Genomic DNA, 22,276 nt, shown 5'->3' with positions numbered 1-22,276 from the left:
TCCGCCGAGCGCGCGCCGGCGGCCAGCGTCGCCGTGCCGTCGCCACCCGACCGGGCGAGGGCCCAGCGCAGGGCGCCCGCGACGTGGGGGTCGGTTTCGGCCAGGACCGCCCCGGCCAGCAGCTCGGCGGGGGCGGGCGCGCCCTCCGGCCGGGTCAGGACGGCCTGCTGCCTGCGCGCGGCGCTGGCCGAGCCGAGCCCCTGCACGAGCTCGACGATGCGCAGCACGCCCTGCCACCCGGCGGGCGCCGACGCGTCGATCGCGCGGAGCCGGTCGAGCAGCTCCCGGTCCCGCTCCAGGCGGTCCTCCGTCCACCGGATGAGGTCGCCGACCACGGCGGACGGCGTGAAGGCCGGGTCCTCCAGGGCGCGCCCGATCTGCTTGAGCGAGAGCCCGAGGGACCGCAGGGCCTCCACGTGGAAGATCCTGCGGACGTCCTCGGCGGAGTACTCGCGGTAGCCGCCGACGGTGCGGCCGGTCGGGCGCACCAGGCCGAGGGCGTCGTAGTGCCGGAGCATCCGGGTGCTCACCCCCGAGTGGCGGGACACGTCCCCGATCAGCACCCCGCAGACCCCACGGACCCCACCGCCCCCGCGGCCCCCGCGGACCGGGCGACGGCGGCGGCCCGCTCGGGACCGAGCGCGACGACCCGCCTCGCCTCCTCGACGGCCGCGTCGAACCCGGTCTCCGGGTCGCGCAGGAGGAACGCGGTGGCGCGGGCGTGCTCGGCCCGCTCCGGGTCGGGGTCCGCCGCCGCCTCCTCCAGGGCGGGTTCGACCACGTCGCCGAGGTCGACGAGGGCCCGGCTCAGGCTCAGCCGCACGGTGCGGTCGCCGCGGCCGAGCTGCGCGACCAGCTCACCGGCCAGGGCCTCCTTCCCGTCCTCGGGCACGAGCGCGACCGCCGTACGCCACGCCGTGCGCGCGACCTCGTCGTCGGCGTCGCGCAGCAGGTCGCGGGTGATCCAGGCCCACGCGCGCCGGTCGCCGACCTTGGAGAGCGTGTGCAGCGCCTGGCCGCGGGCCCGGGGACGCCCGGAGCGGAGCTCCTCGCGGACCCGGGGCAGGGTGACGTCCGGCGGGAGGCGGGTCAGCGCCCAGGACAGCATGTCCCGCACGAAGAAGTCCGGCTCGACCGCGCACCGCTCGACGAGCACCTCCAGCAGGCCGGGGTCGGGGTCCGAGCCGGCCGCCAGGGCCGCCCGGAGCCTGGTCGACGGGTCCTCGGCGCGCAGGGCGCCGGCCACCCGGGTGTGCCGCGGGGTTCCGCTTGTCGTGTTGATCGGGACCACCTCCTGCGCCCAGTGGACACCTTGTCACCGTGTCAAGGTCAAGCCCGTGGCCACCCCCGCGCCGGTCGGGCGGACGCACGGCCCCCGCCGCACCTGGTGCCACAATGGTGGAATCACCGGGGTTCGGCGTCGGAAGGGACTACGTGGGCGGGAAGATGCAGATCGGCGAGGTGGCCGAGCGGACCGGCCTGTCGCTGCGCACCATCCGCTACTACGAGGAGGTCGGTCTCGTCGTCCCCAGCGCCCGGAGCCAGGGCGGGTTCCGCCTCTACGCCGAACCCGACGTCGACCGCCTCCAGGTGATCAAGCGCATGAAGCCGCTGGGGTTCCACCTGGAGGAGATGCGCGAGCTGCTCACCATCCTCGACGGACTGGCCACCCCCGACGCCCCCGAGCGGGACAAGGACCTCGACCGGCTGGCGCAGTTCCACACCGCGGCCGAGGAGCGCTGCGACGAGCTGCGCGCCCAGCTGCGCATCGCCGAGGACTTCGCCGCCACCCTGCGTGCGCACCTGCCCACCGGCTGAGCACCCGAACGACCGGGTGCCTCACGGCCCGACCACACTCTGACGTAACGTGAGGGTGTGACCATGGCTCGAATTTCCACCCCGCCGCCGCCGCTCGCCCCCGAGGCCCTGCGGATCGTCGCCCTGGGAGGGCTCGGCGAGATCGGCCGCAACATGACCGTGTTCGAACACGAGGGCAAGCTGCTGATCGTGGACTGCGGGGTGCTGTTCCCCGAGGAGCACCAGCCCGGCGTGGACGTCATCCTCCCCGACTGGACCTGGATCCGCGACCGCCTGTCCGACGTCGTCGCGGTCGTGCTCACCCACGGCCACGAGGACCACATCGGCGGGGTGCCCTACCTGCTGCGCGAACGCCCCGACATCCCCGTCGTCGGCTCCCGCCTGACCCTGGCCCTGCTGACGGCCAAGCTGGTCGAGCACCGCATCACACCGGTCGCGGTCGAGGTGGCCGAGGGCCGGCGGCTGGTGCGCGGGCCGTTCGACCTGGAGTTCCTGGCGGTCAACCACTCCATCCCGGACAGCCTGGCGGTCGCGATCCGCACCTCCGCCGGGCTCGTGCTGCACACCGGCGACTTCAAGATGGACCAGTTCCCGCTCGACGGGCGGATCACCGACCTGCGCGCGTTCGCCCGCCTGGGCGAGGAGGGCGTCGACCTGTTCCTGGTCGACTCCACCAACGCCGACGTGCCCGGCTTCACCACCGCCGAGCGCGACCTCGCGCCCGCCATCGACGAGGTGTTCCGCACCACGCCGCGCCGGGTGATCGTCTCCAGCTTCGCCAGCCACGTGCACCGCATCCAGCAGGTCCTCGACGCCGCCCACGCGCACGGCCGCAAGGTCGCCTTCGTCGGCCGCTCCATGGTCCGCAACATGGCCGTGGCCACCGAGCTGGGCTACCTCAAGGTGCCCGACGGCCTGGTCGTGGACATCAAGCGGATGGACCGGCTCAAGCCCCACCAGGTGACGCTGGTCTGCACCGGCTCCCAGGGCGAGCCCATGGCGGCGCTGTCCCGGATGGCCGGTGGCGACCACTCCATCCAGGTCGAGGAGGGCGACACCGTCCTGCTGGCCAGCTCGCTGATCCCCGGCAACGAGAACGCCATCTACCGGGTCATCAACGGCCTGATCGACCGCGGCGCGAACGTGGTGCACAAGGGCAACGCCAAGGTGCACGTCTCCGGCCACGCCAGCGCCGGCGAGCTGGTCTACTGCTACAACATCGTGCAGCCGGCCAACGTGCTGCCCGTGCACGGCGAGGCGCGCCACCTGCGGGCCAACGCCGAGCTGGCCGTCCGGACCGGCGTGCACCGCGACCGGGTGCCGATCGCCGCCAACGGGCACGTCATCGACCTCCAGGACGGGCGCGTCCAGGTCACCGGCAAGGTCGAGATCCACAACGTCTACGTGGACGGGCAGACCGTGGGCGGCGTCACCGAGGCGTCGCTGGCCCAGCGCCGCACCCTCGGCGAGGAGGGCGTCATCACCGTCGTGGCGATCGTCGACCTCGACACCCGCCGGCTGGCCGAGCCGCCGGACTTCATCGCCCACGGCTTCGAGCACGACGCCTCGACCTTCGCCCCCGCCGTCCCCGCCATCGAGAAGGCCCTCGCCGGCGCGAGCGAGCGCGGGGTCACCGACTTCGAGGAGCTGGAGCGGCTGGTCGGCCGGGAGGTCCAGTACTGGGCGCACCGGACCCACCGCCGGCGCCCCGTGGTCATCCCGGTGGTGATCGAGGCGTAAGGCCCCGCCCGTCCCCGACTCCCCCGGTCCCACCCGCGTCCCCGCGGCGGGCGGACCGGGGACGCGGTCGGCCCGCCCACCCCGGGCCGACCCCGGTGTCAGCGCCGTGGCTGCGCCGTGTCAGCGCCGCCGGCGATCGTTGCGCCGTGACCGGTTCGAGGGCGACACCTCGACGGACGGGCAGCGACGAAGGGGTGGACGAGGGTGCGGACAGCAGACCCGACGCCGAGGGCGATCGGCGACGAACGGCACCGGCGGGCGTGCGAGGCGCGCACGCGGCGGCTTCCGGGGGGCCACCGGGCTACGGCGGCCCCCGCCGGATCGGGCGGGGGTGCCCGACCGTGACGGCACCGCCGACCACCGGGCCCGCGATCCGCGTGCGGGGCCTGGAGAAGTCCTACGGGGACCTGGCGGTCCTGCGCGGGGTGGACCTCGACGTGGCGCGGGGCAGCGTCTTCGCCCTGCTCGGCTCGAACGGCGCGGGCAAGACCACGGTCGTGAAGATCCTGTCCACGCTGCTCGCGCCCGACGCCGGGACCGCCGTCGTCAACGGCTTCGACGTCACCGCGCGGGGCGGGGACGTGCGGGAGTCCATCAGCCTCACCGGGCAGTTCGCCGCCGTCGACGACATCCTCACCGGGCGGGAGAACCTCGTCCTGGTCGCCCGGCTGCGGCACCTCGGGGACCCCGGCGCGATCGCGGACGAGCTGCTCGGCCGCTTCTCGCTCACCGACGCGGGCGGGCGGCGGGTGGCGACGTACTCCGGCGGCATGCGCCGCCGGCTCGACCTCGCGATGAGCCTCGTCGGGAACCCGCCGGTCGTCTTCCTCGACGAGCCCACCACCGGGCTCGACCCGCAGGGGCGCATCGAGGTGTGGCGGGCCGTCGAGGAGCTGACCGCCGGGGGCACCACGGTGCTGCTCACCACGCAGTACCTGGACGAGGCCGAGCAGCTCGCCGACCGGATCGCGATCCTCCACGAGGGCCGGATCGTCGTGGACGGCACCCTCGCCGAGCTGAAGGAGCTGCTCCCGCCCGCCGAGGTCGAGTACGTCGAGAAGCAGCCGACGCTGGAAGACGTCTTCCTCGCGCTCGTCGGGGACAAGGGGCGGGAACGATGACGACCAAGCACTTCGCCGGCGACACCTCGGTCCTGCTGGGACGGTCGCTGCGCCACGTCGCCCGCAGCCCGGACACCATCATCACCACCGCGGTCGTGCCGATCGCGATGATGCTGATGTTCGTCTACGTCTTCGGCGGCGCGATCGACACGGGTCCGGGCTCCGGCTCGGACTTCTACGTGGGGTACCTGCTGCCCGGCATCCTGCTCATCACGGTCGCCTCGGGCATCTCCTACACCGCGTTCCGCCTCTTCCTGGACCTGAAGGGCGGGATCTTCGAGCGGTTCCGGTCCATGCCGATCGCGCGGTCGGCCGTGCTGTGGGCGCACGTGGTGACCTCACTGGTGGCCACCTTGGCCTCGCTCGTGGTCGTCGTGCTCGTCGCCCTCCTCATGGGCTTCCGCTCGGGCGCGGGACCAGGGGCGTGGCTCGCGGTCGCGGGCATCCTGTTCCTGTTCACCCTGGCGCTGACGTGGCTGGCCGTCATCCCCGGCCTCACCGCGAAGTCCGTGGACGGCGCGAGCGCGTTCTCCTACCCGCTCGTGTTCCTGCCGTTCCTCAGCTCGGCCTTCGTGCCCACCGAGACCATGCCCGGTCCGGTGCGGGCCTTCGCCGAGCACCAGCCGGTGACGTCCATCGTCAACTCCCTCCGGGCCCTGTTCGCGCAGCAGCCGGTCGGGACCGACCTCTGGGTCGCCCTCGCCTGGTGCGTCGGCACCCTCGTCGTCGCCTACGCCTTCGCCACGGCCGCCTACCGGCGGAAGACCTCCTGAGGCCGACCGCGGCGGGCGTGAGGACGACCGCGGCACCGGTGGCTGGCCTGCCGGTGCCCGGGGCGGGGTCGTCCGGCCACCCGGGCTGCGGTGGCCGATCGGGTGAGGCTGTCCGGGCGCGACCGGCGGGTTGGCCTGTTCGTCCGGGCGCGATCGTCCACCGGCACCCTTCCGCGCGCCGCGCGGGTCACTAGCGTCGAAGGGGTTCGGGGCTCCGCGACGTCCGGTCCGCCGGCCGACACGGGTGTGGCGCCTTGTCGCGCGACCGGACCGGAGGTGTCTGTGCCGAGCACGAAACTCTTGCGCCGCACGGGTGTTGCGGCAGTGGTGGGGTTGGTGGCCGCGAGCGGCGCGCCACCGGCGTCCGCGACACCGGCGGCGCCCCCCGCGGTGGTGTCCGCCGTGACGGCGGTGGCGCCCACCGGGAACGTCGACGTCACGCTGGTGACCGGGGACCGGGTCTCGCTCGACGGCGGTCGCGTCGTGTCGATGCGCCCCGGGCCCGGCCGCGAAGACGTGTACTTCCACCACTTCCTGGACGGCGGGCACGAGCACGTCGTCCCGTCGGACGCGTTGCGGCCGCTGGACGAGGGCAGGCTGGACCGGCGGCTGTTCGACGTGACCGGCCTGGCCGGGACGGGGTACGACGACGCGAGCCGCGACTCCGTGCCGCTGCTGGTCACCGGTGCCCGGTCCGGGGACCTGCGGGCCGCCCGCGACCTGCGCTCGGCCCGGGACCTGCCCGCGGCGGGCGCCGTCGCCGGGCACGCGCCCAAGGCGGGGGCGGCGACGGCGTTCCGCGCGCTGATGGCCGACCCGGCGGTGGAGAAGGTCTGGCTGGACGGGACGCGGCAGCTCGCCCTGGACCGCAGCACCGCTCAGGTCGGCGCGCCCGCCGCCTGGGAGGCCGGGCTCACCGGTGAGGGCGTCCTGGTCGCCGTGCTGGACACCGGCGTCGACGCCGGGCACCCCGGGCTGGCGGGGCGGGAGGTGGCCGAGGCCGACCTCACCGGCGGCGGGGACGCCACCGACACGGTCGGCCACGGCACCCACGTCGCCTCCACCATCGCCGGCACGGGCCCGCGCTACCGGGGCGTCGCGCCCGGGGCGCGGCTGCTGGACGGCAAGGTGTGCGCCACGACCAGCTGCTCCGAGTCGGCGGTCCTGGCGGGCCTGCACTGGGCGGTCGAGCAGGGCGCGGACGTCGTCAACCTCAGCCTCGGCGGCACCGACACCCCCGGCACCGACCCCCTGGAGGCGGCGATCGACCGCCTGTCGGCCGAGACCGGCACGCTGTTCGTCGTCGCCGCGGGCAACGCGGGCCGCCCCGGCACGATCGGTTCGCCGGGCAGCGCCGACGCCGCGCTGACCGTGGGCGCGGTGGACCGGCAGGACGGCCTCGCGCCGTTCTCCAGCCGGGGCCCCCGCCTCGGCGACGGCGCGGTCAAACCCGACCTCACCGCGCCCGGCGTGGGCATCGTGGCGGCCAGGGCGTCGAAGGGCACCGCGGGCACGCCCGTCGACGCGCACCACGTGGCACTGTCCGGCACCTCCATGGCCACCCCGCACGTCGCGGGCGCGGCGGCCCTGCTCGCCCAGCGGCACCCCGACTGGACCGGCGCGCGGCTCAAGGCGGCGCTGACGTCCTCGGCGCGGCCCAACCCCGCGCTGGGCCCGTACGACCAGGGTGCGGGACGCCTGGACGTGGCCGCCGCCGTCGACCAGGTCGTCACCTCCGAGCCCGCCGGCCTCGCGTTCGGCACGCAGCCGTGGCCGCACCACGACGACACCCCGGTCGCGAAGGAGCTGCTCTACCGCAACGCCGGGACCGCGCCGGTGACCCTGCGCGTCGGCGCGGAGCTGACCGGACCGGACGGGGCACCCGCCCCGGCGGGCCTGCTCACCGCCTCACCCGCCGAGGTCGTCGTGCCCGCGGGCGGTCAGGCCGCGGTGACCGTCACCGCGGACACCCGCGTGGGTTCCCGCGACGGCGACCACGCCGGTGTGGTCGTCGCGACGGCGACGGGCGGCGCGGCGCTGCGCACCCCCGTGGTGGTCGGCCGCGAGGTCGAGAGCTACGACGTCGACTTCCGGCACCTGGGCCGCGACGGGCAGCCCGCCCAGCAGGCGGGCACGCGCCTGTTCGACGTCACCACCGGCACGGAGCGGTACGTCCCCGGCGGCGTCACCCGGCTGCCCCGGGGCGACTACTTCGCGGTCGGGGTCGTCGACACCGGCGGTGGCGGCATCGCCCTCGTCTACCGGCCGGAGCTGCGGGTCACCGCGGACGCGGTGGTGACCGCGGACGCCCGGACGGCGGGACCGGTGCGGGTCACCGCGCCCGACCCGGCCGCCCGGGGGATGCTCTCGGTCATCACGGCCAGGCGGTACCACGGGGACGTGACCACCGGCTGGGGCATCGCGGTGCTGTTCGGCGGCTTCGACGACCGGTTCGCGGTCGGGCACGCCGGGCCGGAGGTGCCCGCCGACCGGTTCGCCGCCAAGGTCGCCGCCGAGTTCGAGGGCGACCCGGGTGCCGACCCGAAGGTCCGCTACCGGTTCGCCTGGGGCTCGACCGGGAGGTCGTTCACCGGGTTGGAACGCGCGCCCGCGAGGTCCGAGCTGGCCGAGGTCCGCACGTCGTCCGGCCCGGTCCCGGAGGGCCGGACCGCGGTGCACGGCGGCGAGTCCGAGGCGGCGGGCATCCGGGGGTACACGTGGTCGCAGGGCTCCGGGCCGTCCGGCGGGTTCGTCGACCGCGTGACGACCGAGGACGTCCGGTGGACCTGGCACGCCGAGCAGTGGCGGTCGGGCACCACGGAGGCGCGGTTCACCAGCCCGACCCGCACCTACCGGCCCGGCCGGGTGTACCGGGAGAGCGTGAACGTCCCGGTGTTCGGCCCGGCGGCGCCCGACCGGGGGTCACCGGCCCTGCGCCGCGCGGGCGACCGGATCGCGCTGGACCTGCCGCTGTTCACCGACGGGGCCGGCAACGCGGGCACGTCGCGCACCGCGTCGGCGCGCACGGCGCTGTTCCGCGACGGCGCGCTCGTCGGCGAGACCGCCGCGCCGGGCAGCGGCGCGTTCGACGTGCCCGCCGGCCGGGCCGCGTACCGGCTGGAGACCGGGGCGGTGCGCGAGGCGGGCGTGTCGGACTTCTCCACCGAGGTGAGCGGGAGCTGGACGTTCGGCTCCGCCGCGGGCGACCGGGAGCTGCCGCTGACCACCGTCCGGTTCGCGCCCCGGCTGGACCGCGACGGCGCCGCGCCCCCGGGCCGGCTGCTGCCCGTGCCGCTGGTGGTGGGGCAGCAGGTGAGCGCGCCGATCCGGCACCTGCGCGTCGAGGCGTCGTTCGACGACGGGAGGAGCTGGAGCCGCGTGCCGGTCCTCGGGCGCACCGCGCTGGTGCGCCACCCCGGCACGGCGGGGGCGTTCGCGTCGCTGCGGGTCGAGGGCGCGGACGTGCGCGGGAACACCTTCCGGCAGACCGTGCTGCGCGCCTACCGGATCGGCTGAGGCGGGCCGCCGGCCGCCGCCGCGGCCGGCCGGCCCGTCGTCCTGGTGCCCAGGTCGTCCAGCCCCGACAGCGACAGCACGCGGGCCGGGGCGGAGCCGGCCGCCACCACCAGGGCGAACGCCCGCCCGGCGCGGCCGGCCGCCGCCGCGGCGTCCAGCAGCAGCGCGACGCCCGAGCTGCTGAGGTAGCGCAGGTCGGTGAGGTCCAGCTCCACGGGGCGGTGGTCGCCGCCGCCCACGCGGAACAGCAGGGCCTCGCGGAGCCCGTCCACCGTGCCGGTGTCCAGTTCGCCGGTCAGCCGCAGGCGCGTGGCCCCGTCGGTCGAGTCGTCCACCAGGCCGACGTCCCCGTCCGCCGTCGACGGGGACGCGGTCGGCGCGGCTGGTCGGGTTGCGGCAGGCAGGGTCACGACCGGCAGGGTCACGACCGGCGGGGCTTCGGCCGGCGGGGCTGCGGCCGGCGAGGTCGAGGCCGGCGGCGAGGTCGGGGCGGGTCGGGCCGGGGTGCCGGTGTGCGGGGTGCCGGCCTGCGGGATGTCCGGCTGCGGGGTGAGGTGGAAGTCGACGGTGGTGCCGTCCTCGCGGCGGTCGAACACGACCTGCTCGGTCAGCGTCCGGATGATCCGCACGCCCCGGCCGCGGTGGCCCGGGTCGGCGGGCGGGGGCCGCCACCGGCCGTGGTCGCGCACGGTGACGTGCACGCCGGTGGCGGTGGTGGCCAGCTCGTACTCCAGGTCGCCGGTCCCGTCCGCGTAGGCGTGGTCCACGACGTTGGCCGCCGCTTCGCCCAGGGCCAGCTGGAGGTCGTCGAGCGCGTCCGCGGACAGCCCCGCCGCGGCGGCCCAGGCGGTGACCTCGCGGCGCATGACGGTCAGCGAGGGCGGTAGCGCGGGCAGCGTGGAGCGCAGCGGTCGCGGCAGGTGGCGGGTGACGACGAGCGCCACGTCGTCGTGCCGGCCGTCCGCGAGCAGGGTGTCCGCCACGATGTCGGCCAGTTCGGCGGGCGGCGCGGCGGCGGAGTCGCGGACGACTGCGAGCAGCCGGTCCAGGCCCTCGTCGAACGGGACGTCGCGGCGCTCGACCAGCCCGTCCGTGTAGAGCACGACCGTCGCGCCCTCGGGCAGCTCGCAGTCCTGCTCGGGGTAGGGCGGGCGGCCCGGCACGCCCAGCACCGGCCCTCCCCCGCCGGTCAGGTACCGCGCGGAGCCCGCGTCCGCGACCAGGGGCGGCGGGTGGCCCGCCAGCGCCCACCGCAGCACCCCGGTGGCGTGGTCGAAGGTCAGGCACGCGCAGGTGCTGCCGGTCGCGCCGTTGACCCGCCGGGCGAACACGTCCAGGCGCTCCAGCGCCGCCGCCGGGGAGTGCCCGTCGAGCAGGTAGCCGGCCAGGGCGGTGCGCAGCTGCCCCATCACGGCGGCGGCGGCCGGCCCCTTGCCCACGACGTCGCCGACGCACAGCGCCACCGAGGTCCCGTCCAGCTCCAGCACGTCGTACCAGTCGCCGCCGATCTGCGCGTACGTCGACGCGGGCAGGTAGCGGGCCGCGGTCGCCAGCCGGTCCAGCGCGGGCAGCTCGCGGGGCAGCAGGCTGCGCTGGAGCGCCTCGGCGATCTCGTGCTCGCGCCGCAGCAGCAGTTCGCGCTCGGCCTCGGCGCGCTGCCGCTCGGTGACGTCGCGCCCGATGGCCTGCACCCCGGTCGGGGTGGTCCGCATGCCCAGCTCCAGGGCGATCACCGCCCCGTCCGCGCGCCGCACCCGCCACACCTCGGTCACCACGTGCCCGGCGGCCGGGTCGCCGTCCGGCACGCCCACCCCGGCGGTCCGGCCGGACACCACGAGGTCGGTGGCCCGCGTGCCGATCAGCTCCTCGGCCGAGCGGCCCAGCACCGCGCACGCCGCCGGGTTCACCTCGACGAACCGCAGGTCGCGGTCGAGGACCCAGATGGCGTCGGTGGCCCGCTCGACCAGCAGCCGGTGCCGCTGCTCGCTCTCGCGCAGCGCCCGGTCGGCGTGCACCCGCTGGAGCGACTCCCAGCTCCGGCCGGCCACCGCGGAGATCAGCTCGACCTCCCCCGGCGTCCAGTGGCGGACCGACGCCTGGTGCACGGCCAGGCCGGCGACGAACCGGCCGCCGCGCAGCAGCGGCACCGACACGACGGCGCGGATGCCCGTGCGCTCGTAGGCGACGCGGTCGTCACCGGACAGGCGCGGGTCCAGGGTCGCGTCCGCCACGATCCACGGCCGCCCCGCCCGCATCGCCCGCAGCGCTCCCTCGCCGAACGCCGACATCGCGAACCTGCCCCGCAGCGACGGCAGGCCGGTGGCGTGGTCGCCGCTCATCACGAAGTGGTCCTCGTCGGCCTCCACCCGCGCGTAGGCGCACCGGTCGGCCTCCAGGTGCTCCCGCAGCAGCCGGGTGACGACGGCCATGACCTGCTCGGCGTCGTCGACCCCCTGCAACCGCCGCTCCAGCGCCGCGAGGAAGCGGTCCTGCTGCTCGGCCACCCTCCGCCGGGTGACGTCGGCCAGCATCCCCCGGGCGCGCACGGGGACGCCGGCGTCGTCGTGCGCCACCTGCGCGCGGCACCGCAGCCACAGCACGCGCCCGTCCGCGGCGGTGGCCCGGAACTCCAGCTCGACGTAGTCCTTCTCCGCGCCGGTGCGCCACGCGCGCAGCACCTCGGCGCGGTCACCGGGGTGGACCCAGCGGACCAGGGTGCCCACGTCGTCCAGCCACTCGTCCACCGGGCGGCCGAGCAGCACCTCGGCGTACCGGGAGACGAACGTGAAGCGCCGGGAGGGCACGTCGGCCTCCCAGACGACGACGCCCATGTCGTCGACGAGGCCGGTCAGGTCGGCGCCGCGCCCGACGTCCCGCGCGGTCACCGGGGGCGACCGGCGCACGGCAGCCGGACCGCGCCCGACCGGGGCAGGGCGGAACCGCGTCGCGCGCGGGGGGCACACCTCGTCAACACCAGCACGCGTTACCCCTCCCGGGGGCGGTTCAAACCCGTCACCCCGGGGTGGCCGGCACCAGGTCCGGGCCGGTGGCGGCGCCGAGGACGCGCGCGGTGCGCCCGCGCACGGCCACCGAGGTCGGGTTCCGCACCCTTTCGGCGGGTCCGAGCAGCGTCGTGGCGACGGCGACCGCCCTGCTCCAGCCGGGAGCGGTAAGGGACGTTCACCCGGCCGGCATCGCCAACTGCTCCCGCCGCGGCCCGTCCGGGTGGGCACCGCCCGGGATCGGCTGTCCACAACGGACATCCTCGGGCGAGCCGCCGCCGGCGGTGGAGTGCGCCCGGTCAGGTGCGGGGCAGGTAGGAGGCGACCTCGGCGATGGCGTCGAGGGTGTCGTGGTCGAACTGCCCGCCGGGGGCGTTCTCGGCCTCGGCGACGGTGACGCCCGCCCCGCCGACGTCGATGTCGCTGCCGTAGCGCAGCCCGGTGAAGGTGATCCCGCCCAGTCCCAGCAGTTCCCCGCCCAGCGGGGTGATGTCGCCGCTGCCGTGGACGTCCACGAGGTCCCGGACCTGCCCGAACGAGGCCGTGACGCACTCGGCCTGCTGCCTGGCTACCCGCTTGCCCTGCCGCAGCCCCATCCGCTGCCAGGCGCCCTCGAACTCGCCGCGCCGCGCCGCCCTCCGCCCCTCGTCCTTGCGCGCCCGCAGCTGCCCCGACGACCCGCCCAGCCGCACCGACCCCACGCCCACCTCGGACGCCGTCCCCGCCGTGCCGAGGCCCACCGAGGTCGCTCCCCCGCCGCCGGCGACGATCCCCAGCACGGCGACCCCGGCGACCACCGCGCCCCCGTTGCCCTTCTTGGGCGTGATCGGCCTGACGCGTCCCTGCTTGTCCGTGAAGAACGGCATGTTCCCACCCCTGGTCCGGCCGACCGGTCGCGTGGCCGGTCGCGCACCGTCACAGGGTCCTGCACCTCGCCGCCGCCGCTCCCGCAGGACTGCGGCGAGCCCGCGATCAGGCGGGTTTGCGGAAGAGGAAGAGGTAGGAGCCGAGGTGGTCGCGGACGAAGGCGCGCAGCAGCGGCATGGTGGTGTCCATCTGCTCGGCCAGCTCCGGGCCGTAGCGCTCGACGACCTCGGCGCGCCGGTCGGTGTAGAGCAGGCTCATCAGCTCGCCGCTGAACGCGCAGTTCTGCGTCATGTCCTCGACCTTCACCAACTCGAACCCGGCGTCGGCCGCCCGGGCGACGGTCTCGGCGGGGGTGGTCGGGGGCATGGAGCGCCAGACCTCCCGGTACGCCGCCATCCCCGCCTCGTCCGGGGTGCCCCGGACGGTGAACTCGCTCATCAGGAAGTGCCCGCCGGGCCTGAGCACGCGGAACGCCTCGCGGAACGCCTCCTGGCGGTCGGACAGGTGGGCGTGGACGTCGATCGACAGGGCGGCGTCGAACGACCCGTCGGGGAAGTCGAGCGCCATGGCGTCGCCGTAGCGGAACGAGACGCGGTCGGCGACGCCCTCGGCCCTGGCCGTCTCCCCGGCCCTGGCGAGGTGCTCGCGGCTGACGTTGATGCCGGTGACGCGCCCCCCGGTGCGCTGGGCCACCCGGACGGCGGGCATCCCGGTGCCGCAGCCGATGTCCAGCAGGTGCTCGCCCGCGCGCAGGCCGAGGGTCCTGATGTGGTGCTCGGTCTGCCGCTCCTGCGCCCGGTTGGCCAGGTCGGCGAGGGTCGAGGCGGGTTCGCGCGCACCGGGCTCGGACCACTGGCCGATGTGCAGGCCGACGTCACCGATGACGATGCCGTACAGGTCGGTGAACCGGTCGTAGCCGGCCCCGATCTCCTCGGGGGTGGGCGGGGTCGTGCCATCACCGGTCGCCGTCATCGGTCGGCCTCCTCGGCGCGGTTCGCGTTGCGGCTCGCCCCACGGTAGCGACTGGTTCGACCCCCGTGGGCGGAAGTCACCCCGGGGAAGCAACGCGGGGCCGTGCACGGCCCGCCGGCGTCAGGGGCGCAGCAGGTGGCCGAGGAGGGCGCGGCGCTCGGCGGTGTTGGCCGGGCTCGGGTTGAACACCGCGTCGAGCAGGGGGAGGACGCGGGCGCGGGCTTCGGGGGTGCGCATGACGCGCTTCCACAGGGCCAGGTTCAGCGCGTAGCGCCACTTCGGGGTGGTGGCCAGCTTGAGCACGTTGACGACGTTGCCGTGCACCTTCGGCGGCAGCGCGGCCAGGTCGGCGGGCGTGCTGAGCAGTGACTCGGGCAGCACGTCGAGGCCGTGCTCGGTCATGAAGTCGAAGTCCGTCGGCCACGCCGCCGCCCACAGGTAGTCGACCATCCGGCACCAGCCGCGCAGGAAGTCGACCTCCAGCTCCGGCCACGGCGCGGTGTCGACGTCGGCGAGCGCGCGGACCACCACGTCCAGGCACGTCTTGTGCGCCTTCCACAGGGCGCGGCGCGCGGGTTCCTGCTCGGCGGACCGGCTCACCAGGGTGAAGTAGGCGCGCCAGTCGGCCACCGCGTCGACCAGCTCCTCCGGCGGGACCCCGCCCACCGCGTACCGGAACCGGGAGCGGGTCGGCGGGTCGGCGACCGGCAGCGGGGGCACCACCCCGGCGGCCACGGCGCCCAGCCACGGGACGGCGCTGAGCGCGTAGTTGCCGTAGCCCCACGGCGAGTCCGGGTCGATCAGCCCGTCCTCCCGCGTGCGGACGCCGAGCCGGCCGGTGCGGAACTGCCACTGGTGCTGGAACACCAGGCCCCACAACGGGTTGCGCCGGTTGTCCGCGCCGAACCCGCCCGTCGCGTTGGTGCTGCGGATCATCAGCCGGTAGGCGGCCATCCGCTGCTCGAAGCGGAACGGGTCGAAGGACCCGCCCAGCTCCTCCGCCGTCGTCCAGACCGGGTGCAGGTCCAGGGCAGCCAGCTCCTCGGGGTGGGCCATGACCGGGATTCTCCGCACGCCGCCGGCCGGTGTCCACGAAGATCCGCTCGACCGACCACCCGATCACCCCTCCGCGCCCGGCCTTCCCGCGTTCGAGACCCGCTTTCTGCGGTGCGCGTACAGCGGGTGGGTGCTCCGGTACGCCCGTTCACCGGAACGCGCCCTGGTGCGTCGGGCGCACTACCGATGAGGTGGTGGCACACACGTGGAAGGGGGGACCCCGTGATCGACGCAGCCGCTTTCGAGGCCCTGAAGTTCCAGGGCGATCCACTCGCCGACGCGGTGGTCGCCGACCTCGTCGCGACGAACCGGGTCGGCCTCGTCAACGAGGTGCTGGAGCACTTCCGCACCAACGACCAGCCGATCCCGGAGCAGCTGCCCGACTCGGTGCGGGAGTTCCTGGTCGCCACCGACAGCCCGCCGGCGTGGGTCGACCCCGAACGGGTGGCGCGGGCCTACGACTTCTTCGTCGACGACGGCGTGCACGTCGCCTCGGTGCTCACCTTCGGCGCGATGGTCAACTGCTACGCCCACGCCCGCACGTCCCGGGTGCTGACGCGGACCCACGGCCTGAACCAGCCCCACCGGCGGCTGTCGGAGACCTCCCAGTTCGTGATGGACATGATGGGCCGCGACGCGTTCGGCTCGGGCGGGTCGTTCGTGCCCACCATCCAGAAGACGCGGCTCATCCACGCCGCCGTGCGCCACTTCCTCACCGCGTCGGGCCGCTGGGACGTCGCCGCCGACGGCGTGCCGGTGTGCCAGCAGGACATGGTCGGCGGCCTGATGATCTTCTCCGTGCAGGTGATCGAGGGCATGCGCCGCATGGGCATCTCGGTCACCGAGCAGGAGGCCCGGGACTACTACTACGTGTGGCGGGCGGCGGGCGCCATGCTCGGCATCCCCGTCGAGGCCGTGCCCGAGTCGGTCGAGGACGCGCGCGAGCTGAGCGCCGCGATGGTCGAGGCCGCCTACGGGCCCTCCCCGGAGGGCGTGGCGCTCACCCGCCACCTGCTCGACCTCTACGAGAAGCTGTTCCCCGGCAAGATCTTCGACGGCATCGCCGCAGCCGTGGTGCGCCAGGTCGTCACCCCCGAGGTCGCCGACTGGATGCAGGTGCCGGAGTCGCGGGGCTGGACGCGCGTGGTCGGCGCGGGCACGCGCCTGGTGCGGGCGCTGGAGCGCTCCGAGGACACCAGCGCGCTGGCCACCACCATCCTCGACCGCGCCGGCACCATCCTGCTCGGCGGCAGCGTCCGCACCCTCACCAACGGCCAGTCGACGACCCTCACCATCCCGGCCGATCTGCGCGAGCGCTGGGAGGCCGCCGGGAGGTGACGCGGTACGCACCGGGCGGCGGCGTCAGCGCAGCCGGCCGGGGGGCGTCAGCGCAGCCGGGCGGCGGCGTCGTGCGCCTGGCCCCTGGTCCTCAGCGGCGTGCGGCGGTCCCGCGCCAGCTCGTCGAGCTTCGCCGCCGCGCCCGCCGGGTCCAGGTCGCCCAGGGCGATGCCGGCCGCCAAGCGCGTGTCGGGGTGCTCCGCCGCGCTGTCGGCGATCGTCCCGAGCACGGCGGTCCGGTCCGCCGGCTCCAGGTCCGCGACGAGGCCCTTCCGGAACGAGTACGGCACCGTGGGGGTGGCCGCCAGCCGCCGGAGGAGGTGGGCGTCCTCGTCGCCGCCCTTCAGGACGGCCTCCCGCGCCGCCTTCACCCGCAGCGCGGGGTCCTCGTCGCGGTCGCGCACGAACCCGCGCAGGAGTTCGAGGGCCGTGCGGGACCCGGTCTTCCCCGTGAACCACAGGCGTTCGTCGACCGGCAGGTCACCGCGCCGGGCGAACTGCGCGCACAGCTCCCGGCCCTCCCGGGGGTCGGTCCTGACCAGCGCGGCCACGGCGTCGGCCCGTTCCCGCGCGGTGGCCGCGCCCAGGGCCATGTCCCGGTGCAGCGCGGTCCTCTGCCGCTGCCCCAGGTGACCGGCCGCCGCCTTCACCGCCCGCGCCCGGTCGCGGAACGGGAACCGCCGGTCGGTGGCGACGCGGTGCAGGTGCTCGAACGCGGAGTCGGGCGACAGCGGCGCCAGCAGGGCGACGGCGCGCACCGCGACCCCGAAGTCGTCGCCGGCGTCCGCGACGACGCCCTCCAGCACCTCCGCCGTGGTGGCCCGCCGGTCGACGTCGAGGGCCCGGAGCCGCAGCTCCACCGGCACGGTCCGGTCCGACGCCAGGTCGACCACCACCTCCGGGCCCCGGCCGAGGCGTTCGACGAGGTACCGCGCGAGGTACAGCCTGCGCTCGGGCGCCGCGGTGCGGCGGCGGTCGTCCAGCAGGCCGGCCAGGCGGTCGGGGGCCACCCGGCGCAGCTCGTCCAGCGCCGCGCCGCGGGCGTCGTCCCCCGCCGCGTCGTCGACGAGGTCGGCGAGCAGCGCGACACCCCTGCCCGGGTCGTGCGCGAAGGCGTGCCGCGCCGCGGTGAGGCGTTCGGCGTCGGGCAGCCGGCGGTTCGCGGCGGTCGTGGCGGACAGGGCGAACGCCCTGGCGGGGTCGTGGCGGCGGAAGAACTCGGCCACGTCGTTGAGCACCGCGCCGTCGTCCGACCGGGCGGCCACCCGCTCGAACACGGCCAGCGCGGTGGGCAGGTCGTGCCGGGCGAGCACCTGCCCCACGGGGATGCGGACCGTGCGCCGCACGCGGGGGTCGAGGACCAGCTCCCCGGCGACGGGCACCGCGCGTTCCGGGGAGATGCCGTGCAGCGCGTCGAAGGCGCGGTAGCGCTCGGTCTCGTGCCGGGACGGCGTCCGCGCGAGGGCGGCCAGGCACTCGGCCGCGTCGTCGGGGTCCAGCTCCGCGTGCCACCGGGCGTACCGGCGCCACGCGGTGTCCGGCGCGTGCCCGCCCACCAGCGCCCGCAGCGCCCGGCGCGCCGCCGCGACGACGTCGTCGGGCACGGGGACGCCCCGGCTCAGCAGGGCGGGCACGAACCCGGCGTTGCGCCGCCGGACGACCGGCCACGTCAGCCGGCGCAGCGGTCCGCCCAGCTCGACGCCCGCCTCCGCCCAGCCCCGGACCTCGGCGACCCGGGCCTCCAGGTCGGGCCACGGCCACGTCCGCCGCGGGCGCAGGGCCCGGCGGACCGCACGGCCGTCCGGGGACACCGCACGGCCGTCCGGGGACTCGGTCACGCCTGACGCCTCCCTGTTCCGCGGTCGGGTGCGGGCCTCTCGGCGGTCGTCCGCCGGGGTGGCCCTCTCGCGCCGGGCGGTCCGCGCCACGCGTTCGAGGGGCCGCGCGGTCGGCGCGCCTCGGTGCCCCGGGCGGTGATCGGCACCCGGCGGGCACGGCGGTCGGCCGGGTCGGGGCGGCGGGTGACCAGGTCCGGGACCCCGGGTCGTCCTGTCGGCAGACTATCCGGTGCGCGGGCCGGGCCGCATGACGACCTTCCCCCGGCACCCGGTCCTCGTCGGCTGCCCCGAGCGCCCCCCGGCGCCGGACGGGCCCGAAGCGGCGGGGGCCGGTGGCGCGCCGGCCGTGTGACGATGGCCGGGTGCGCGCGGTGGCGGTGGTGCTGGTGCTGCTCGGGATCGGCGGTGCCGTCGCCTGGCAGCTGGGCGACGCGCTGCGGGTGGAGGTGCGGCCGGCGGACGTGCCGGTCGAACGGCCCGTCGCCGCCCCGCCGCGCCCGCTCGCCCCACCACCGGACGTCGACTCGATCGGCGTCCCCGACGAGCCCCGGGTGCGGCTGGCGGCCTCCGCCGTCGCCGACGCCCTGGTCGAACGCGGCCGTCCCCGGCCGGTCGTCGGCGTCGACGGGCGGCTCCTGGGGCGGCTGGAACCCGGCCTGCCCGACGAGGGCTACCGGGTCGACCCCGGCCCGGTCGTGGTCGGCAGCACGCCGGACGGGCTCGCGGCCGGCCTGTACGCCGTGGCCGACCGCGTGCGCGCCGGGGCCGAGGTGGTCGCCGACGGGCGGGTGGTCGCGCCGCGGCTCGGGTTGCGGATGACCGACCTCGGCGCGGTCGGGCTGCCCGACGACCCGGCGCGGTTCGCCGCGGGCGCGGACTACTCGCTGAACTCCGACGTGGTGGGTGCGGCGGTCCTGCCGGGCGCGCCCTACGTCGACCGCGCTGCGGTGGACGGCGTCTCGCGCCAGTTCCGCGCGCTGGTGCACCACGCGCTGGCCGACGGGTACAACGCCGTGGTGGTGCCGGGTTTCCTGGAGTACGTCACGTTCGACGGGCTCGACGTGCACCCGCCCGGCGACCCGCACCGGGAGCGGGCGGAGGCGATGGTGGCCGCGTTCGGCCCGGTGTGGCGCTACGCGCACGACATGGGCGTGGACGTGTTCCTGTCCACCGACATGCTCGCCCTGTCACCGCCGTTGAAAGCCTTCCTGGAGCGCGAGGTGGGCGGGCTGCGCACCGAGGACGACCGGCTGTGGCGGGTCTACCGGGCGGGGCTGGCGGAGCTGTTCGCACGACTGCCGTACGCGGCCGGCGTGATGGTCCGGATCGGCGAGGGCGGGTCGGCCTACCGGTTCGCCGGCTGGGACTACACCTCGGAGATCGCGGTCACCACGCCCGCGGCGGTGCGGGCGATGCTGCGGGCCTTCCTGGACGTCGCGGCCGAGCACGACCGGCAGGTCGTCTTCCGCACGTGGAGCGTCGGCATCGGCGAGGTCGGCGACCTGCACACCGACCGCGACGTCTACGAACGGGTCCTCGGCGAGCTGGTCGACGATCGCCTGATCGTGTCCACCAAGTACACCCTCGGTGACTTCTACAGCCACCTCCCGCTCAACGACACCCTGTTGGTGGGGCGGCACCGCCGGATCGTGGAGTTCCAGTCCCGGCGGGAGTTCGAGGGTTCCGGCGCGCTGCCGAACGACCTCGGCGAGCTGCACCGGCACGCGCTGCGCACGTTCCTGGCCAACCCGCGGGTGGAGGGGGTGTGGACGTGGCGCCAGGGCGGCGGGCCGCTGCTCGCCGGGCCCCGGCTGCTGGACCTGAGGACGGGTTTCTGGCAGCTCTACGACCTCAACTCCCACGTCACCGGGCGGTTGGCGCGCGACCCGGACCTGGACCCGGCGCAGGCCACGGCGGACTGGGTGCGGCGCACGTTCTCGCACGACCCGGGCGTGGTGGACGCGGTGTGCCGCGCGCTGGCGCTGTCCCGCGAGGCGATCACCGCGGGCCTGTACGTCGGCCCGTACGCGCGCCACCGGGTGCGGGCGCTCGGCCTGGAGCCGCCACCCATGATGTGGATCTTCGAGTGGGACGTCCCGACCGGCGACAGCGCCACGTGGGGCACGGTCTACGCGGTGGGGCGCGACCGGGTGGACGAGGCGGTCGCGGAGGGCGCGGCGGCGACCGGCACCGCCCGCCGGATGCGCGAGCTGGTCGCCGGGACCGACCCGGCTGGGTGGCGCGACCCGGCGCTGCGGGAGCGGTTCGTCGCCGCCCTGGACCACCAGGTCGACCTGTTCGGGGTGCTCGCCGCCTACCGGACCTCGGCGCTGCGGCACGTCCAGTGGCTCGACACCGGCGACGGGGGCGCGCGGGACGCGGCGCGGGCGGCGGCGGTGGAGTACCGGGCGCTGCGGGCGGAGCACCTGCGGCGGTACGGGGACGACCTGGCGCTGCCCGCCTACAACCTCACCGCGGCCGACCTCGGCCTGGCGCGGGCGGAGCGCGACGAGGCGATGGCGTGGGCGGCGCGGGGCGCGCTGCTGGGGCTGGGGCTGCTGTTCGCCCTCGGGTGGCGCAGGCCGTGGGCGCGGGCGCTGACCCGGCCGTGGCGGCCGGGCGGGTCGCCGTCGCGCGTCGACCGGGTGCTGGTGTGGGCGGTGCCGGCGGTCGCGGTCGTGCTGGGCCGCGCGGTGCTCACGTGGTTCGCCGCGCCCGCGCACCTCGTGCCGGCGCTGGGCGCGTGGGCGCTGTTCGCCGCGGTGCTGTGGCTGACCACCCGGCGGGCGCCCGGGGTCGCGGCGGCGGTCGGCGCGGCGGTCGGCGCGGTGGCGCTGCTGCGCTCGGTGCTGCTGCTGGGCGTGCTGGCGGTGCGCGGGCCGGGGCTCTACTGGTTCTCGTTCTGGACCGACCCGACCGCGCGGGCGGTGTACGCGACGGCGGCGGTCGCCGCGTTCCTGGGCACCTTCGCGGCGGCGTACGCGGCGCTGCGCGGCGGCTTGGGCCGCGCGGGCGCGGCGGGGCGCGTGCTGATGGCGGCCGGCGCGCCGGTGGCGGTGCTGGGCGGCTGGTGGCCGTGCTGGGCCTGGAACGCGCCCTGACCGCGTGGAACGACCAGCTGGCGCTGCTGCCGTGGGGCCTGTCGCGCATCCTCGGCATCACCGCGCACCTGGAGATCCCGACCGGCCTGCCGGTGGTGGCGCTGGCGGCGGGCGGCGCGGCCGTGCTGGTGGGGGTGTCGCTCGTCCTGGGGCAGCGGCACTGGGCCGGCGGTCGCAACGGGGGTGGGCCTTCCGGGGCCGAAGTCCGCAGCCAATGTGAATAGTTTACGCGTTAGTACCTGTGGTGAGGTATTCACCCACAAGATCACCTGTTACGCATGGTGGTGTCCGCTCTCCCCCCGAACTCCCCGGAGACGAGATCCATGCGCGCACCACGGGCCCTGTTCCCCGTACTGGCGGCGCTGATCGCCACCGCGGTCCTCGCCGCACCGGCGCAGGCCGCGCCCCTGGCGGGCAAGTACGTCGCCATCGGCGACTCGTACACCACCGCCCCCGGCACCCGCACCTACGACGACCCCAACGACGCCTGCCGCCGCGGGCCGCTGACCTACCCCCGCCTGTGGGCGGCGGCGCACCCGTCGGTGGCGTTCGTGGAGGCCGCCTGCTCCGGCGCCAAGACCGCCGACGTGATCACGGACCAGATCCCGCTGCTCACGGCGGACACCACCCTGGTCACCATCCAGGTCGGCGGCAACGACGTCGGCTTCGTCGACGTGCTGACCAACTGCATCCTCACCATCGACGACCGCGACTGCGTCAACGGCGTGGAGCTGGCCAAGCAGGCGGCCAACGCCTACCTCTCCCCCGCCCTCGTCCAGGTGTACGCGGCGGTGCGGGCCAAGGCCCCGTCGGCGCGGGTCATCGTGGTCGGCTACCCGCGGATCTACACGATCCGGGGCACCTGCGGCCTCTTCGGGCTCAGCGACACCGAGCGCAACGCGCTGAACTCGGCCGCCGACACGCTGGCCGCGGTCATGGCGCAGCGCGCGGCGGAAGCGGGCTTCACGTTCCTCGACGCCCGGCCGGTGTTCGACCCGCACACGCTGTGCTCCAGCGGGACGAAGTGGCTGACCAGCCTGGAGTGGGACAAGATCAACGAGTCCTACCACCCGAACGCGGCGGGTCACCGCGACGGCTACTACGCCCGGCTCAACGCGCTCACCGCGGGCGTGG

General features: G+C 75.9%; 16 protein-coding genes. 9 read left to right on the top strand and 7 right to left on the bottom strand.

The features are described from left to right. Positions 1–563, bottom strand: a 563-nt coding sequence (locus tag ACR807_RS32475) for a MerR family transcriptional regulator (RefSeq protein ID WP_438925288.1), incomplete at its 3' end; no start/stop codon positions are given. Then, positions 557–1,291, bottom strand: a complete 735-nt coding sequence (locus ACR807_RS32470) for a HEAT repeat domain-containing protein (RefSeq protein ID WP_438925287.1) — start codon at positions 1,289–1,291, stop codon at positions 557–559. The genes ACR807_RS32475 and ACR807_RS32470, both read right to left, overlap by 7 nt. Before the next feature lie 104 nt (positions 1,292–1,395). On the opposite strand from ACR807_RS32470, the gene ACR807_RS32465 reads away from it, so the two are divergent. The 5 genes from ACR807_RS32465 (at position 1,396) to ACR807_RS32445 (ending at position 8,968) form a co-directional block, all read left to right on the top strand. Continuing rightward, positions 1,396–1,818 (top strand): MerR family transcriptional regulator, encoded by a 423-nt coding sequence (locus ACR807_RS32465; protein ID WP_438925286.1) that lies wholly within the window; start codon positions 1,396–1,398, stop codon positions 1,816–1,818. A gap of 63 nt (positions 1,819–1,881) precedes the next feature. Then, positions 1,882–3,558, top strand: a complete 1,677-nt coding sequence (locus ACR807_RS32460; RefSeq protein WP_438925285.1) for a ribonuclease J — start codon at positions 1,882–1,884, stop codon at positions 3,556–3,558. A 341-nt stretch (positions 3,559–3,899) separates the two neighbouring features. Continuing rightward, positions 3,900–4,679: an ABC transporter ATP-binding protein gene (locus tag ACR807_RS32455; RefSeq protein WP_438925284.1), complete on the top strand. Its 780-nt coding sequence runs from the start codon at positions 3,900–3,902 to the stop codon at positions 4,677–4,679. Continuing rightward, a complete protein-coding gene (locus ACR807_RS32450) occupies positions 4,676–5,452 on the top strand; it encodes an ABC transporter permease (RefSeq protein ID WP_438925283.1) in 777 nt (258 codons plus the stop codon). Before ACR807_RS32455 ends, ACR807_RS32450 begins: the two co-directional genes overlap by 4 nt. 402 nt (positions 5,453–5,854) lie before the next feature. Then, complete coding sequence (locus ACR807_RS32445) at positions 5,855–8,968, top strand: S8 family serine peptidase (protein ID WP_438925282.1); 3,114 nt, start codon at positions 5,855–5,857, stop codon at positions 8,966–8,968. On the opposite strand, the gene ACR807_RS32440 is transcribed toward ACR807_RS32445, so the two are convergent. From ACR807_RS32440 to ACR807_RS32425, 4 genes are all read right to left on the bottom strand, one after another. Then, positions 8,953–11,853: a SpoIIE family protein phosphatase gene (locus tag ACR807_RS32440; protein WP_438925281.1), complete on the bottom strand. Its 2,901-nt coding sequence runs from the start codon at positions 11,851–11,853 to the stop codon at positions 8,953–8,955. The genes ACR807_RS32445 and ACR807_RS32440 overlap by 16 nt on opposite strands. 416 nt (positions 11,854–12,269) lie before the next feature. After that, positions 12,270–12,836 carry a hypothetical protein gene (locus ACR807_RS32435; RefSeq protein ID WP_438925280.1) on the bottom strand — a complete coding sequence of 189 codons (567 nt, stop codon included), beginning with the start codon at positions 12,834–12,836 and terminating at the stop codon, positions 12,270–12,272. A 106-nt stretch (positions 12,837–12,942) separates the two neighbouring features. Next, the gene (locus ACR807_RS32430) at positions 12,943–13,809 is read right to left on the bottom strand and encodes an SAM-dependent methyltransferase (RefSeq protein ID WP_438925279.1); all 867 of its coding nucleotides are present in this window, start codon (positions 13,807–13,809) and stop codon (positions 12,943–12,945) included. A gap of 120 nt (positions 13,810–13,929) precedes the next feature. Beyond that, on the bottom strand, positions 13,930–14,865 hold the full coding sequence (locus ACR807_RS32425; RefSeq protein ID WP_438925278.1) for a Leg1-related protein: 936 nt from the start codon (positions 14,863–14,865) through the stop codon (positions 13,930–13,932). 222 nt (positions 14,866–15,087) lie between these two features. Between ACR807_RS32425 and ACR807_RS32420 the strand changes: the two genes are divergently transcribed. Further along, complete coding sequence (locus ACR807_RS32420) at positions 15,088–16,203, top strand: oxygenase MpaB family protein (RefSeq protein WP_438925277.1); 1,116 nt, start codon at positions 15,088–15,090, stop codon at positions 16,201–16,203. A gap of 47 nt (positions 16,204–16,250) precedes the next feature. Here ACR807_RS32420 and ACR807_RS32415 read toward each other — a convergent pair whose 3' ends face one another. Beyond that, the gene (locus tag ACR807_RS32415; RefSeq protein ID WP_438925276.1) at positions 16,251–18,041 is read right to left on the bottom strand and encodes a hypothetical protein; all 1,791 of its coding nucleotides are present in this window, start codon (positions 18,039–18,041) and stop codon (positions 16,251–16,253) included. A gap of 362 nt (positions 18,042–18,403) precedes the next feature. Between ACR807_RS32415 and ACR807_RS32410 the strand changes: the two genes are divergently transcribed. The 3 genes from ACR807_RS32410 to ACR807_RS32400 all read left to right on the top strand — a co-directional run. Continuing rightward, positions 18,404–21,142: a hypothetical protein gene (locus ACR807_RS32410; protein WP_438925275.1), complete on the top strand. Its 2,739-nt coding sequence runs from the start codon at positions 18,404–18,406 to the stop codon at positions 21,140–21,142. Continuing rightward, a complete protein-coding gene (locus ACR807_RS32405; protein WP_438925274.1) occupies positions 21,112–21,366 on the top strand; it encodes a hypothetical protein in 255 nt (84 codons plus the stop codon). The genes ACR807_RS32410 and ACR807_RS32405 overlap by 31 nt, the downstream gene beginning before the upstream one ends. A gap of 99 nt (positions 21,367–21,465) precedes the next feature. Next, a partial coding sequence (locus tag ACR807_RS32400; protein WP_438925273.1) for an SGNH/GDSL hydrolase family protein occupies positions 21,466–22,276 on the top strand: 811 nt, incomplete at its 3' end.

The sequence above is a fragment of the Saccharothrix sabaoui genome (assembly GCF_051756985.1).
Lineage (GTDB): Bacteria > Actinomycetota > Actinomycetes > Mycobacteriales > Pseudonocardiaceae > Actinosynnema.
The sequence above is the reverse complement of the archived record's forward strand: the minus strand, read 5'-3'. Positions and strand labels throughout refer to the sequence as shown.

Coding starts and splice junctions, on each gene's coding strand:
- ACR807_RS32430 (WP_438925279.1), bottom strand. CDS start 13,809: ATGACGGCGACCGGTGATGGCACGACCCCGCCCACCCCCGAGGAGATC.
- ACR807_RS32425 (WP_438925278.1), bottom strand. CDS start 14,865: ATGGCCCACCCCGAGGAGCTGGCTGCCCTGGACCTGCACCCGGTCTGG.
- ACR807_RS32450 (WP_438925283.1), top strand. CDS start 4,676: ATGACGACCAAGCACTTCGCCGGCGACACCTCGGTCCTGCTGGGACGG.
- ACR807_RS32465 (WP_438925286.1), top strand. CDS start 1,396: ATGGTGGAATCACCGGGGTTCGGCGTCGGAAGGGACTACGTGGGCGGG.
- ACR807_RS32460 (WP_438925285.1), top strand. CDS start 1,882: ATGGCTCGAATTTCCACCCCGCCGCCGCCGCTCGCCCCCGAGGCCCTG.
- ACR807_RS32435 (WP_438925280.1), bottom strand. CDS start 12,836: ATGCCGTTCTTCACGGACAAGCAGGGACGCGTCAGGCCGATCACGCCC.